The sequence below is a fragment of the Burkholderia sp. AU28863 genome (assembly GCF_002223195.1).
Classification (GTDB): domain Bacteria; phylum Pseudomonadota; class Gammaproteobacteria; order Burkholderiales; family Burkholderiaceae; genus Burkholderia; species Burkholderia sola.
In genome coordinates, this window is the sequence record NZ_NKFE01000001.1 from 225,668 (window position 1) to 239,285 (window position 13,618).

The 13,618-nt window shown below is 69.9% G+C and carries 13 protein-coding genes; 6 read left to right on the forward strand and 7 right to left on the reverse strand.

The genetic code is table 11. The annotated features are described in order from the left end of the window. Positions 1–75: 75 nt before the first annotated feature. The 3 genes from CFB81_RS01065 to CFB81_RS01075 form a co-directional block, all read right to left on the reverse strand. Complete coding sequence (locus CFB81_RS01065) at positions 76–1,473, reverse strand: enolase C-terminal domain-like protein (protein ID WP_089434431.1); 1,398 nt, start codon at positions 1,471–1,473, stop codon at positions 76–78. Between the two features lie 62 nt (positions 1,474–1,535). Then, complete coding sequence (locus CFB81_RS01070) at positions 1,536–2,876, reverse strand: MFS transporter (RefSeq protein ID WP_089434395.1); 1,341 nt, start codon at positions 2,874–2,876, stop codon at positions 1,536–1,538. A gap of 210 nt (positions 2,877–3,086) precedes the next feature. Continuing rightward, the gene (locus tag CFB81_RS01075; protein WP_306427148.1) at positions 3,087–4,001 is read right to left on the reverse strand and encodes a LysR substrate-binding domain-containing protein; all 915 of its coding nucleotides are present in this window, start codon (positions 3,999–4,001) and stop codon (positions 3,087–3,089) included. A 100-nt stretch (positions 4,002–4,101) separates the two neighbouring features. On the opposite strand from CFB81_RS01075, the gene CFB81_RS01080 reads away from it, so the two are divergent. The 3 genes from CFB81_RS01080 (at position 4,102) to CFB81_RS01090 (ending at position 6,948) form a co-directional block, all read left to right on the forward strand. After that, positions 4,102–4,833 carry a glutathione S-transferase family protein gene (locus tag CFB81_RS01080; RefSeq protein ID WP_069619221.1) on the forward strand — a complete coding sequence of 244 codons (732 nt, stop codon included), beginning with the start codon at positions 4,102–4,104 and terminating at the stop codon, positions 4,831–4,833. A 129-nt stretch (positions 4,834–4,962) separates the two neighbouring features. Further along, entirely contained in the window at positions 4,963–5,601 is a 639-nt protein-coding gene (locus CFB81_RS01085; protein ID WP_089434397.1) for a DUF2239 family protein, read from the forward strand. Between the two features lie 15 nt (positions 5,602–5,616). Further along, entirely contained in the window at positions 5,617–6,948 is a 1,332-nt protein-coding gene (locus CFB81_RS01090; RefSeq protein ID WP_089434398.1) for a carotenoid oxygenase family protein, read from the forward strand. A 24-nt stretch (positions 6,949–6,972) separates the two neighbouring features. On the opposite strand, the gene CFB81_RS01095 is transcribed toward CFB81_RS01090, so the two are convergent. From CFB81_RS01095 to CFB81_RS01110, 4 genes are read right to left on the reverse strand one after another with little or no spacing between them, the layout of a single operon-like run. Then, positions 6,973–8,139 (reverse strand): ABC transporter permease, encoded by a 1,167-nt coding sequence (locus CFB81_RS01095; RefSeq protein ID WP_089434399.1) that lies wholly within the window; start codon positions 8,137–8,139, stop codon positions 6,973–6,975. A 7-nt stretch (positions 8,140–8,146) separates the two neighbouring features. Next, positions 8,147–9,301, reverse strand: coding sequence for an ABC transporter permease (locus tag CFB81_RS01100; protein WP_089434400.1), 1,155 nt, complete (start codon positions 9,299–9,301; stop codon positions 8,147–8,149). A 21-nt stretch (positions 9,302–9,322) separates the two neighbouring features. Beyond that, positions 9,323–10,021 (reverse strand): ABC transporter ATP-binding protein, encoded by a 699-nt coding sequence (locus CFB81_RS01105; protein WP_069619226.1) that lies wholly within the window; start codon positions 10,019–10,021, stop codon positions 9,323–9,325. Positions 10,022–10,026: 5 nt separating this feature from the next. After that, complete coding sequence (locus CFB81_RS01110; RefSeq protein ID WP_069619227.1) at positions 10,027–11,232, reverse strand: efflux RND transporter periplasmic adaptor subunit; 1,206 nt, start codon at positions 11,230–11,232, stop codon at positions 10,027–10,029. Between the two features lie 336 nt (positions 11,233–11,568). Between CFB81_RS01110 and CFB81_RS01115 the strand changes: the two genes are divergently transcribed. From CFB81_RS01115 to CFB81_RS01125, 3 genes are all read left to right on the forward strand, one after another. Continuing rightward, entirely contained in the window at positions 11,569–11,802 is a 234-nt protein-coding gene (locus CFB81_RS01115; RefSeq protein ID WP_012327737.1) for a hypothetical protein, read from the forward strand. Between the two features lie 51 nt (positions 11,803–11,853). Continuing rightward, on the forward strand, positions 11,854–12,849 hold the full coding sequence (locus CFB81_RS01120; protein ID WP_256975909.1) for an NAD(P)-dependent oxidoreductase: 996 nt from the start codon (positions 11,854–11,856) through the stop codon (positions 12,847–12,849). 74 nt (positions 12,850–12,923) lie between these two features. Then, the gene (locus CFB81_RS01125; protein ID WP_089434401.1) at positions 12,924–13,559 is read left to right on the forward strand and encodes a LysE family translocator; all 636 of its coding nucleotides are present in this window, start codon (positions 12,924–12,926) and stop codon (positions 13,557–13,559) included. The last annotated feature ends 59 nt before the right edge of the window (positions 13,560–13,618 follow it).

Genomic DNA, 13,618 nt, shown 5'->3' on the forward strand with positions numbered 1-13,618 from the left:
GCCAGGCAGCCGGCAGGATGCGACCGTTTTCCGCGTTTGGCAACCGCCACCCGTCAGCCCACCCGCCACCCCGCCCTAAACCCGCCCCAGACTCGGCCGCTTCGGATCATAAGTCCACCCCGGCACCAGATAACGCATCGCCACCGTATCGTCGCGCGCCGTACCACCCACCGCGTTGTACAGCGCATGCGCGGCCTCGATCTGCGCCATGTCGAGCTCGATCCCGAGCCCCGGCCGTTCCGGCACGGCCACCTTGCCGCCGACGATCGCGAGCGGCTCGCGTGTGAGCCGCGCGTCGCCTTCCTGCCAGATCCAGTGCGTGTCGATCGCGGTGATCGTGCCGGGCGCGGCCGCCGCCGCATGCGTAAACATCGCGAGCGACACGTCGAAGTGGTTGTTCGAGTGCGAGCCCCACGTGAGCCCCCAGTCGCGGCACAGCTGCGCGAGCCGTACCGAGCCCTGCATCGTCCAGAAATGCGGATCGGCGAGCGGAATGTCGACCGCCTGCAGCCGCACCGCATGATCCATCTGCCGCCAGTCGGTCGCGATCATGTTGGTCGCGGTCGGGATCCCCGTCGCGCGGCGGAATTCGGCCATCACCTCGCGGCCCGAATAGCCGCCTTCCGGCCCGCACGGATCTTCCGCGTACGCGAGCAGATGGCCTTGCCCGCGGCACAGTGCGACGGCCTCGTCGAGCGACCACGCGCCGTTCGGGTCGAGCGTCGTGCGCGCGTCGGGAAAGCGCGCCTTGATCGCCGCGATCGCCTCCATCTCGTCGGCGCCGGCCATCACGCCGCCCTTCAGCTTGAAATCGGCGAAACCGTAGCGTTCGACCGCGGCTTCGGCCTGTCGCGCGATCGCGGCCGGCGTCAGCGCCGTCTCGTTGCGTAGCCGGAACCAGGCATCCGATGCGTGAGCGTCGTCGCGATACGGCAAATCGGTGCGACGTCGGTCGCCGAGATAGAACAGGTACGCGAGCATCGGTACCGCATCGCGCTGCTGGCCTTCGCCGAGCAGCGCCGCGACCGGCACGTCGAGGTGCTGGCCGAGCAGGTCGAGCAGCGCGGCTTCGATCGCCGTGATCACGTTGTCGAGCCGCAGGTTGATTTCATGCGGCTGGCGCAGCACGGCCGCCTCGCCGGCAGACGTCACTTCATGGCGGATCGTGCGGCCGGCACCGGCGCCCGCGCCGGACAGCGCCGCGCGCACCGCGTTGAGCGTCGCCTGGTAGCGCCCGATCGACTGGCCGACCACGAGATCCGTCATGCGTTCGAGCGCCTGGCGGATGCCTTCGCCGCCCGGCACTTCGCCGACGCCCGTGTGCCCGCTGCTGTCGTCGAGGATCACGAGGTTGCGCGTGAAGTACGGCGCGTGCGCGCCGCACAGGTTGAGCAGCATGCTGTCGCGGCCGGCGACGGGAATCACCTGCATGCGCGTGACGCGCGGGGTGCCGGCACGGCTGGGTTCGGACATCGGTTCGCTCCTGGTTCCGGTGGCGTGCGGGCCGCCGGACGCGCCGGCGCGGCCCGCGCCGTTCATTGAAGCTCGACGCGGCGGATCTCGCCGACGACGAACAGGTAGCAGATCACGGCGACGAGCGCATGCGCGACGACATAGACGAGCGCGCCGTTGAACGAGCCGCTGCGGTCGACGATATAGCCGATCGCGATCGGCGTCGTGATGCTGGAAAGATTGCCGCACGTGTTGAGCAGCGCGCCGCTCAGGCCGGCGATCTGGCGCGGCGCGGTGTCGGCGTTGACGGCCCAGCCGAGCGCGCCGAGCCCCTTGCCGAAGAACGACAGCGCCATGAACAGCACGACGAGCACGTGCGAATCCGTGTAGTTGCAGACGATCATCGACATCGACAGCAGCATGCCGATCACGATCGGCACCTTGCGCGCGACCGACAGCGACCGGCCCTGCTTGAGCAGCGCATCGGACACGACGCCGCCGAGAATTCCGCCGAGGAACCCGCACACGGCCGGGATCGACGCGACGAGCCCCGCGTTGAGGATCGACATCCCGCGCGCCTGCACAAGATAGACGGGAAACCACGTGATGAAGAAGTAGGTGAGCGCGTTGATGCAGTACTGCGCGACGTACACGCCGACCAGCATCCGGTTTCTCAGCAGCGCCTTCACGTGACGCATCGACGGGCCGTCGGCGCGTGCGCCCGTCGCCTGGTCGATGTTGACGAGCGCGCCGCCTTCGGCGAGGTAATCGAGTTCAGCGCGGTTGATGGTCGGGTGCGCCTTCGGGTCGTACATCGTGCGGCTCCACACCAGCACGAACGCGAAGCCGAGCACGCCCATCACCGCGAACACCGACTGCCAACCGAACGCGTGCACGAGCCAGCCCATCAGCGGCGCGAACACGACGGTCGCCGCGTACTGCGCGGCGTTGAAGATCGCCGACGCGGTGCCGCGTTCGGCGGCCGGGAACCACGCGGACACGATCCGGCTGTTGGCCGGGAACGACGGTGCCTCGGCCGCGCCGACCAGGAAGCGCAGCCCGAACAGCAGCGCGAACGCCGCCGCGCCGCCGAAGAAGCCGATCCCGCCCTGCAGCAGCGTGAACAGCGACCAGAAGAAGATGCTGAATGCGTAGACGATCCGCGACCCGAAGCGGTCGAGCAGCCAGCCGCCCGGCAATTGCGCGATCACGTACGACCAGCCGAACGCGGAAAAGATGAAGCCCATCTGCACGTGGCTCAGGTGCAGCGCGCGGGCGAGGCTCGGGCCCGCGATCGCGATCGCCGCGCGATCCGCATAGTTGATCGTCGTGACCGCGAACAGCACGGCCAGCACCAGCCAGCGCACGCGGGTGCGCCGGGCCGTTGCCGACGCGGACGCCGGCAATGCGTGAAGCGGATTCATGACCTGTCTCCTCCGAAGGGCGGAAGGCGCCGTCGTGCGGCAGGCGCGTCGGGTGCGCGCGTAATGTATGGATGCCGCCGGCGGAGGCCGGGCACCGGACGCCGAGGCGGGCAGGGCGTCCGGGCCATTCTGTCATGTCGGTATTTGCGCTTTCATGCCAATTGCTGACTTGATCGATTCAGCATTTGAATCGATCAATGAAGGGCGCGGTCACGCGCGCGCGTCATCCGCGCCGCTGCCATGATGGCGCGCCACGTGCTGCGCGAGAAACTCGACGGCGGCGCGTACGCCGGGCAACTGGCCGCGCCGGTGCGGCATCAGCAGCGTCGTCGTGACGGTGCCGGCGCGCCAACCGGGCAGCACGCGCACGAGCGCGCCGGACGCGAGCCCGGTATCGGCGATCCAGTCGGGCAGGCACGCGAGGCCAAGGCCGGCGGCCGCCGCCTGCAGCAACAGCGTCGATTCGTCGGCCTGCAGCCGCAGGCGCGGCGTCACGTCGACGGTCTCGCCGCCGCGCTGCAGCCGCCATGACTGCGTGCCCGGGTGGAGCCCGTCATGCTGCGCGAGATCGGCCGGCGTGTCGGGCGTGCCGGCCCGCGCGAGATAGGCCGGCGCTGCCACGACGACGATCGGCGACGCCGCGAGCGGCCGTTGCACGAGCGCGGAATCGGGCAGCGGCGCGAAATGGCTGCGCACCGCGATGTCGAAGCCTTCCTGCGCGATGTCGACGAGGCGGTCGCTCGCATGGATCTGCAGCAGCAGCTTCGGATGCGCGATCGCCAGCGCCGGCAGGCACGGCGCGAGGATGTGCTGCGCGACCGGCACCGAGCTCGTGATCCGCACGACGCCCGCCGGCTCGGCGGTTTGCCGCAGCACCGCGTCGCGCGCGCTGTCGGCCTCGATCACGGCCGCGCGCGCATGCTCGAAGAATTCGGCGCCGACCGGCGTGAGCCGGAAGCTGCGCGACGTGCGATGCACGAGCCGCGCGCCGAGCGTGCGCTCGAGTTCGGCCACGCGCTTGCTGACCGTCGATTTCGGCAGGTCGAGCCGGCGCGCGGCCGCCGACATGCTGCCGGCATCCACCGCCTGCACGAACAGGTAGAGATCGTTCAGATTCACTTCCAGCGTCCATATGGAGAAACGACGGGTTTCGATTTTAGCGGCTACTGCGCCATCGTTCGCCGTGGGAGCATGACTGCTCGTTCAACTTCCGCGGAATTCCCCGATGTCTCCGATCCTTCTCTACGGTATTCCCGCCGGCTGCTCGTTCGGCTCGATCGTCGCGCTCGAATGGACCGGCCGCCCGTACCGGCTGTCGCGCATCACGATGCCGGGCGCCGTGACGAGCGACGCCTTTGTCGCACTGAACCCCGTCGCCGAGACGCCGGCGTTCGTCACCGCGGCCGGCGACGTGCTGACCGAAAGCATCGCGATCCTCGGCCATATCGGCGCGCAGGCGCTCGACAGCGGCCTCGCGTTTCGCCAGGGCAGCGCGGATTTCGACCGGCTGAACCGGATGCTGGCGTGGCTGAACACGACGTTCTTCAGCGCGTTCGGCGCGCTCTGGTACGTGTACGAACACGGCGCCGAAGGCAGCGAGAAGGCGGCGCTGCAGGCGTACGGCCGCGGCAAGGTGCTGAAGGCGCACCGGCAGCTCGAAGCGCTGCTCGAGCGTGGCGAAGGGCCGTGGCTGCTGGGCGCACGGCGCACGCTGGCCGACGCGTACTTCACGGGAATCGCGCGCTGGGCCGACTATCACGCGGTGTTCGAGCGCGATGCGTTCCCGCGCGTCGCCGCGCTGCGCGCGCGGCTCGCCGACGATGCCGGCGTGCAGTTCGCGCACGCGATCGAGGAGAACCTGCCGCCGCCGGCGTCGTCGGCGTTCGAAGGGCATGTGTCGCTCGACGACGCGCTGGCCAGCGCGCGCGGCATCGTGGCGCCGGCGCGGGCGATCTGATCGGCCACCGCGGTCGCCTCCGCAGGATGGATTTCGATAATGATGATTTTTTACCCGGATAATATTGACATTCAATTAATACCCGGATAAAAATAGCGCCATTCCGATTCCAGCCTGCGGGCGACCACGATGACCTCTTCCACGCTCCTTCCTTCTTACACGGCCTTCGACGGCCATCGGCGGCTCGCGTCGGGCCCGCTTGCGACGGTCGCACTCGCGGTCCGGCAGGCGGCCGGCGACGCGACGCCCGGCACGATCCTGATCTTCGACGACGCGACGGGCCGCTCGATCGACCTCGACCTGCGCGGCACGGCGGACGACATCCGCGCGCGCTATGCGGCGCCGTCGGGCGACGCATCCGGCGGCGCCGGCGAGCCGGCAGGCGCAGGCGCAGGCGCGGGCGAACAGCGCGGCCGAGGCCGGCCGAAGCTGGGCGTGGTGTCGCGCGAGGTCACGCTGCTGCCGCGTCACTGGGAATGGCTCGGCGCGCAGCCGGGCGGCGCGTCGGTCGCGCTGCGCAAGCTCGTCGAGGACGCGCGACGCACGCATGCGGCAGCCGACCGGCACCGCGACGCGCAGGCGCGCGCGTACCACTTCATGTCGGCGATGGCGGGCGACCTGCCCGGTTTCGAGGAAGCCGCGCGGGCGCTGTATGCGAACGATCCGGCGCGGCTGGCCGAGCTGATCGCCGGCTGGCCGGACGACGTGCGCGACCATGCGCTCGCACTGGCGCGCGGCGATTTGCCGCCGGCCGCCGACGACTGCTGACGGAGCGCCGACGCGATGACCGTATTCGACCTGAACCGCGGCGCGATCGCGCCGGTCGCCGACGAAGTCGACCTCGTCGACCTGCGCGTGACGGGCGCCATTCCGCGCGAACTCGACGGCGCGTTGCTGCGCAACGGCCCGAACCCGCCGGGCGGCCGCTTCGAAGGCAACGACGTGCTGTCGTGGTGGCCGGAGGCCGCGATGCTGCATGCGATCGCGTTCGACGGCGGCCGCGCGGCCGGCTACCGGAACCGCTGGGCGCGCACGCGGCGCTGGGCTGCCGTCCACGCACCGGGGCAAGTGCCGCATCTTCCCGACACCAATCCGAACGTGAACGTGCTGCAGCATGCGGGCGAACTGCTCGCGCTGGCCGAGGGCGGCGCGCCGCTCGCGATCACCGCCGCGCTCGATTCGTTCGGCGTGCCGGCGCGGCACGCGGGCTTCGACGGAGCGATGACCGCGCATCCGAAGGTCGACCCGGTAACCGGCGAGCTGATCCTGTTCCGCGCGGACTGGCGCGCGCCGTGGCTGCGCTACGGCGTCGCGGATGCGCACGGCGTGCCGCGCGTCGATCTCGAGATCGCGCTGGGCGCGCCGTCGATGATGCACGACCTCGCGATCACCGAAACCCGCAGCCTGCTGCTCGACCTGAACGTCGGCTACGACTTCTCGCTGCTGAAGCAGGGCCACCGGATGCCGCTGCGCTGGCACGACGACCGGCCCGCGCGCATCGGCGTGCTGCCGCGCCACGGCGGCGACGTGCGCTGGTTCGGCGTCGAGCCGTGCTTCATCCAGCACGTCGTGAACGCGTACGACTGCGACGCGTCGTGCATCGTGCTCGATGCGGTGCGCTATCCGTCGTTCCTGCGGCTCGACGCGCGCACGGGCCGCTTCGCCGACAACCCGGTCGGCGAGCTGTGGCGTTACGTGATCGACACCGCGAACGGCCTGATCGACGAAGGGCCGCTCGCCGAAGGCGGCATCGAGCTGCCGCGCATCAACGAAAGCCGGACCGGGCGCCGCTATCGCTATCTGTATGCGGCCGAGCAGCCGAATAACGCGGAAATGCGCGGCGTGATGCGCTTCGACCATGTGCGCGGCACGACGATGCACTACGCGGTGCCGGCCGGCGACCAGAACGGCGAGCCGGTGTTCGTGCCGCGCCCGGGCGGCGCGGACGAGGACGACGGTTGGCTGCTCGTGATGGTCTACCGCGCGGCGACGGATACGAGCGACGTCGTGATCCTCGATGCGCGCGCGATCGACGCGGGGCCGGTCGCGACCGTGCACTTGCCGCGCCGCGTGCCGGCCGGGTTCCACGGCGCGTGGGTGCCGCGCGAACGTTGAACGTGTGCGGCGCGGCGGTGCGCGTCACTGCGCGCGCAGCGCGTCGACGATTTTCAGCCGCGCGGCGCGCATCGCCGGCAGGAACCCGCCGACGAGCCCCATCACGAGCGAGAACAGGAGCGTCTTCACGACGATCGCGGGCGTCAGCACGAAGCGGAACGACAGGTCCGAGAAGGTCTGGAAGTTGGTCGTCGAGAACGACGCGAACTGCATCAGCGACGCGCACGCGAGCCCCGCGACGCCGCCGACGAAGCCGAGCAGCAGCGCCTCCAGCAGGAATGCGGCGAGCACGTTGGTGCGCTTGAAGCCGAGCGCGCGCAACGTGCCGATCTCGGCCACGCGGTTCGCGACCGACGCATACATCGTGATCATCGCGCCGATCATCGCGGCGATCGAGAAGATCGTCGACAGCGTGATGCCGAGGATGTTGATGAACGTCGACAGCGCCTTCGACTGGTCGCCGTAGAAGGTCTGCTCGCGCTTCGCCTCGTCGGTCAGCCGCGGGTCGACGTCGATGTCGGCCTTGAAGCGCGAGAAGCCGTCGGCGCTCGGGATGCGCAGCACCATCGACGAATAGCTGGTGCGGCGGAACGACTGCATCAGCTGGTCGACGTCGCCCCAGATCTCCGAATCGAAGCCGCTGCCGCCCGCGTCGAAGATGCCGACGATGGTCCAGTCGCGCTGCGCGAAGTGCAGGCTGTCGCCGAGCTGCGTGCCGCTGAAGCCTTTCGCGATCGCGCTGCCGACGACGATCTCCGACGAGCCGGGCGCGAACGGGCGGCCGGCCACGAGCTTCACGTGCGGCCGCAGCGCGAGGCCGGCCGGCGACACGCCGCGGATCACGACGTTCGACGGCTTGCCGGTCGACGTTTTGACGAGCGAGATCAGCACCACGGCCTCCTTCGACACGAGCGGCCGTCCGTCCGGGCCGAGCGCGACGGCCGGGTGCATCTCGAGCGCGTTGGCCTGCTGATGGTCGATCGAACTCTGGATCTCGGTCTCGGCGCCCTTGCGGATCACCACCGCGTTGTCGGGTTCGCCGGTCGACACGAGCGTTTTCGTGAGACCGGCATCGAGCATCTGCACCGTCGCGAACACGAAGATCACGAGCGCCATCCCGCCGGCGGTGAGCGCGGTGGTGAGGCGCCGGGTCCACAGATTGCGTGCGATGTAGGTGAGCGGGATCGCCATGCGCGCCTTACCCGATCGCCCGCAGGCCTTCGACCACGCGCACGCGCGCGGCCTGCCACGCCGGCACGAGCGCGGCCGCGAGGCCGACCGCGACCGAACACGCGGCCTGCAGCACGACGGTTTCGGTCGACACCTTGAATACCGGGAAAATGCCGCCCGCCGCCTGCTTGAACAGGCTCGCGGCGGGCGGCGTCGCGAGAATCCCGAGCCCGCCGCCGATCACCGCGATCACGACCGATTCGCCGAACACGATCAGCGCGAGGAACCCGGGGCCGAAGCCGAGCGCTTTCAGCGTCGCGTATTCGGCCGTGCGTTCGCGCGCGCTCATCGCCATCGCGTTGGCCATCACGGCCATGATGATCAGGATCACCACGTACGACACGAGGCGGATCGCCGCGATGATCTGGTTCGACATCGCGACGAAGCCGAGCTGGAACGCCTGCTCGGTCTCGGTCAGTGTTTCGGCGAGCGAGTTCTTGAATACCGCGTCGACGTGGCGCGCGATCGACGCGCCGTCGTCGGGGTTCGCGACGCCGAGCACGAACACGCCGACCTGGTCGGCCTGCTTCGGCGTGCGTTTGCGCACCGTCTCGTTCAGGTAATCCCAGTGGAACACCAGTTGACGCGTGATCGTCGAATCGTCGCGGCCGTCGAGGATCCCGCGCACGACGAAGTCCCACGTGCCCGGGTAGATCGTGCCCTTCAGCGGAATCACGTCGCCGACCTTGAAGCCGAACTGCGTCGCGAGCTGGCGGCCGACGAGGCAGCCGCGGCGGTCGCGGTCGTAGTCGGCGCGCTGCTGTGCCGGCAGGATGAATTCCGGATACAGGTCGAGATAGTTCTCCGACACCGCGAAGCTCGCGAAGAAGTTCTTCGGGTCGCGGTAGATGCCGCCGAACCAGTTCGAGCGGACCACGGCCGTCACGCCGTCGACGCCGCGAATGCGGTTCTCGTAGCTGACCGGCAGCGGAAACACCAGCGAGATCGCGTTGCGCGTGACGAGCCGCCCGCTGGACGCGGCCGCCGCGCCCGCGTACCACGCGTCGACGACGGTGTGCAGCAACCCGAACGCGAGCACGGCGATCGTGAGCCCGAGCACGGTCAGCAGCGTGCGCAGCCGGTGCCGCAGCGCGTTGCGCGCGATCAGCTTCAGCACGTACACGGCGCGCGCCCCCGCTGCCGGTCAGCCGGCGTGCCCATCGATCAGTTCCCCTTTTTCCAGATGGACGAGCGAGCGCGCGGCGCCGGCCGCGTGCGCGTCGTGCGTCACCATGATGATCGTCTTGCCGAGCTCGGCGTTCATCCGCTGCAGCATCGCGAGCACGTCGGTGGCCGATGCACGGTCGAGGTCGCCGGTCGGCTCGTCGGCGACGATCAGCACCGGATCCGTGATCAGCGCGCGCGCGATCGCGACGCGCTGCTGCTGGCCGCCCGACAGCTCGGACGGGTAATGGCTCGTGCGATCGCCGAGATTCACCATGTCGAGCACGAGCTCGACGCGTTCGCGTCGCTCGCGGCGCGACAGGTGCGTGAGCATCAGCGGCAGCTCGACGTTCTCGAACGCGGTGAGCACGGGCATCAGGTTGTAGAACTGGAAGATGAAGCCGACGTTCGCCGCGCGCCATTCGGCCAGTTGCGCCTCGGCGAGTTGCGAGATGTCGAGGCCGCCGACGCGCAGCTCGCCGCTGTCGGGCCGGTCGATGCCGGCCACGAGGTTCAGCAGCGTGCTCTTGCCGGAGCCCGACGGCCCCATCAGCGCGACGAAGTCGCCTTCGCCGATGTCGAGCGTGATGTCGGTCAGCACGGGCACGACCTGGTTGCCGCGCCGGTACGACTTCGCGACGTGGCTGAGCTCGACGAGGGGCGGCCGGGCGTCGTTCACGCGCGCTACTTCTTCGCGACGGCCACTTTCGCGCCGTCCTTCAGCTTCGCGCCCGGCGCGAGCACGACCGTGTCGCCGGCTTTCACGCCGCGCACCGCGACGAGCTCGCCGATCCGCGCGCCCTTCGTCACGGCCACCGCATGCACGGCGTCGTCCTTCACGACGAACACGACCGGCCGGCCGTCGCGCTCGACCACCGCGCTCGCCTGCACGGCCGTCACCGGCTGCCGGTCCTGCGGCGACGCGGGCTTCGACAGGAACGCGATCTTCGCGCTCATGTCGGGCAGCACGCGCTCGTCGCGGTCGACGAAGCGCACCTTCACGAGCACGGTGGCCTTCGAGCGGTCGACGGTCGGCACGATGCGCGACACGCGGCCCGCGAAGCGCATGTCGGGCAGCGCGTCGAGCTGGATCTCGCACGGCTGCTCGGCGCGGATCTTCGCGATGTTCGATTCGGCGACGTCGGCCTCGACCTCGAGCGTCTCCATGTCGGCGATCGTCACGACCGCGCCCTTGCTGTCCGACGCGGACGAGAACGGCGTGATGTTGTCGCCGACGTTCGCGTGCTTCGCGAGCACGATGCCGTCGAACGGCGCGCGGATCACCGTCTGGTCGACCGCCACCTGCGCGGCCTGCGCGTTCGCTTCCGCCGACGCGATCGCGGCCTGGTCGCTGTTGAGCGTCGCGCGCGCCTTGTTCACGCGCGCCGTGTCGGTGTCGAGCTGCGCGGCCGGTACCGCGCCCTTCGGCGCGAGCGCGGCGGTGCGGCGCAGCGCGATTTCGGCGTCCTTCAGTTCGGCCTGCGCGACGCCGAGGTTCGCGCGGGACACCTGCACCTGCGCGCGCGCCTGGGCGAGCGACGCCTGCACGTCGCTGCTTTCGAGCCGCGCGATGATCTCGTCCTGCTTCACGCGCGTGCCTTCGAGCACGCCGAGCCACTCGACGCGCCCCTGGCCCTTCGACGCGACCGCGGCCTTGCGCTGCGGCACGACATAGCCGGTCGCATTGAGCTGCGTGTCGTTCTGGTACGGGTAGGCGGACGTGACGGACGTGGTGTCGACGGTCGGCCGGCCGGTGAGCGCGAGGCCGGCGACGATCGCGATGACGACGAGCGCGGCGGCGACTGCATAGCGCGCCCAGCGACGCCGGCGTGGCGCCGGGGCGATCGGACGCCGGTCGATTTTCAGTTTGTCCAGATTGTGATCGGGCAATTTGAGCGCCTCGAGACGGCGGCGGTCGTGCGACCGGCCGCGACCCGGTTTCCGGGGAAAGGGACGGATGGACGCCAGTATAAGCGTCGCTCCGGCGCCGCGCGAGCCGGTTTGCGGCGCCGCGCGGGGGCGGCAGACCCGGCTGCCCCCGGGGAAACCCGAGGATGCCGGCAACGTGTCAACTTGCGGCGAACGCGGTGCGTTATGGAACGAGTGCGCCAGGTTTTGTCGCGACGGAACGGCGAAAGCCGGCCTCGCGGCCTGGGGCTCCGGTGCGAATGCCTCGCATCTCTCATTACCGGTACGTTTGATTTTTTCTCCGCTAAAGGAAGAACAATGAAGAAGACGCTCGCTTCGATCATCGCCGCAGCATTCGCTCTCGCATCGGTTTCGGCATTCGCACAGGCGTCCGCGCCGGCAGCCGACACGTCGGCCGCCGCTTCGGCACCGGCCAAGAAGGATCACAGCAAGCCGAAGCACCAGCTGAAGCACCACGGTTCGAAGAAGGGCCAGGCGAAGGCGGCAGCCGCATCGGCAGCCGGCACGAACGACGCAGGCACGCAGAACTAAGCGGCTCGCGGCCACGGCCGGCGTTGCCGGTCATCGGTCGGCCAACCCCGCATGCTCCCGCATGCGGGGTTTTGTTTTTTCTGGCGCCGGTGCGCACCGCGCCCGGCCGGCGGCAGGCGCTGCAGCGCGCCGGCATCTGTGTTTAACTCGCGGCTTCACGGAGCGAAGGAGCGGGACATGGATCTCGGGTTTATCGGGCTGGGCGAAATGGGGCAGGCGATCGCGACGAACCTGCTGAAGGCGGGCCACACGGTGCGGGTCTGGAACCGGTCGCGCGAGCGGGCCGAGCCGCTCGCGGCATTCGGCGCGCGGATCGTCGACACGCCGGCCGACGCGTTTCGCGGCGACGCGGTGTTCTCGATGCTCGGCGACGATGCGGCCGCGCGCGCGGTGTTCGACGACGCGCTGCTGGCCCAGGCGCCGCGCGGGCTGATCCACGTGAACATGGCGACGGTGTCGGTCGCGCTCGCCGAATCGCTCGCGCACGCGCATGCGTCGCGCGGCATCGACTATGTCGCCGCGCCGGTGATGGGGCGGCCCGACGTCGCGGCCGCCGCGCGCCTGACGATCATGGCCGGCGGCCCGGCCGAGGCGATCGACCGCGTGCAGCCGCTGTTCGATGCGATCGGCCAGAAGACCTGGCGGTTCGGCTCGCTGCCGCAGCATGCGAACGTCGCCAAGATCGCCGCGAACTTCACGCTCGCGTCGGCGATCGAGACGCTCGGCGAGGCGTCCGCGCTGCTCGGCGCGCACGGCGTCGCGATGCGCGATTTCCTCGACGTGATCACCAGCAGCGTGTTTCCGGGGCCCGTCTACGAAGGCTACGGCGCGATGATCGCCGAGCGGCGCTACGAGCCCGCGCGCTTCAAGGCGCGGCTCGGGCTGAAGGACGTCCGGCTCGCGCTGGAGGCGGGCGACGCGACGTCGGTGCCGCTGCCGGTGGCGAGCGTCGTGCGCGACAGCCTGCTCGACGCGCTCGCGCACGGCGGCGGCGACCAGGATTTCGCGGTGCTCGGCGAGGCCGCGCTGCGCCGCGCCGGCCGCTGACGCGCCAGAAGCGCGCTGCGCACGGCATAATCGACAGTCCGTTTTCCCTACATTTATTTCAGGCAGAGGCAGTCATGAACTTGCATACGTGGTGGCTTTTCGTGGCGACGGTGTTCGTCGTGTCGGCGATTCCGGGCCCGAACATGCTGCTCGTGATGACGCACGGCGCGCGCCACGGGCTGCGGCGCTCGTCCGCGACGATGGCCGGCTGCCTGAGCGCGCTGGTGCTGATGCTCGCGGTTTCCGCGGCCGGGCTCGGCGCGGTGCTCGAGGCATGGCCGGCGACGTTCGATGCGTTGCGCTTCGCGGGCGCGGCCTACCTGATCTATCTCGGCGTGAAGGCGTGGCGCGCACGCGTGGACGACGCGCCGGCGGCCGACGTCGATGCGGCATCGGCATCGGCATCGGCATCGCGCGTCGCACTGTTCCGCAACGGCTTCCTGGTCGCGGGCAGCAACCCGAAGGCGATCCTGTTCGCGGCCGCGCTGTTGCCGCAGTTCATCAATGCGGCCGAGCCGACGCTGCCGCAGTTCGGCATCCTCGTCGTCACGTTCGCGGTGATCGAGGTGAGCTGGTATCTCGTCTACGCGTCGTTCGGCACGCGCGTCGGCGCCACGCTGAAGAGCCAGAGCGTCGCGAAGGTGTTCAACCGGCTGACGGGCGGGCTGTTCGTCGGCTTCGGCGCGATGATGGCGCTGGTCCGGCACTGATTCCCGGCCGACCGCGGCGTACCGAACGCCCCGTCCCTCGCGAGAGGGCGGGGCGTTCG

What these genes read in the sequence shown, in the direction of transcription:
- CFB81_RS01065 (WP_089434431.1), bottom strand. Translation starts at nt 1,473, where the DNA reads ATGTCCGAACCCAGCCGTGCCGGCACCCCGCGCGTCACGCGCATGCAG.
- CFB81_RS01070 (WP_089434395.1), bottom strand. Translation starts at nt 2,876, where the DNA reads ATGAATCCGCTTCACGCATTGCCGGCGTCCGCGTCGGCAACGGCCCGG.
- CFB81_RS01080 (WP_069619221.1), top strand. Translation starts at nt 4,102, where the DNA reads ATGTCTCCGATCCTTCTCTACGGTATTCCCGCCGGCTGCTCGTTCGGC.
- CFB81_RS01085 (WP_089434397.1), top strand. Translation starts at nt 4,963, where the DNA reads ATGACCTCTTCCACGCTCCTTCCTTCTTACACGGCCTTCGACGGCCAT.
- CFB81_RS01090 (WP_089434398.1), top strand. Translation starts at nt 5,617, where the DNA reads ATGACCGTATTCGACCTGAACCGCGGCGCGATCGCGCCGGTCGCCGAC.
- CFB81_RS01095 (WP_089434399.1), bottom strand. Translation starts at nt 8,139, where the DNA reads ATGGCGATCCCGCTCACCTACATCGCACGCAATCTGTGGACCCGGCGC.
- CFB81_RS01115 (WP_012327737.1), top strand. Translation starts at nt 11,569, where the DNA reads ATGAAGAAGACGCTCGCTTCGATCATCGCCGCAGCATTCGCTCTCGCA.
- CFB81_RS01120 (WP_256975909.1), top strand. Translation starts at nt 11,854, where the DNA reads ATGCTCCCGCATGCGGGGTTTTGTTTTTTCTGGCGCCGGTGCGCACCG.
- CFB81_RS01125 (WP_089434401.1), top strand. Translation starts at nt 12,924, where the DNA reads ATGAACTTGCATACGTGGTGGCTTTTCGTGGCGACGGTGTTCGTCGTG.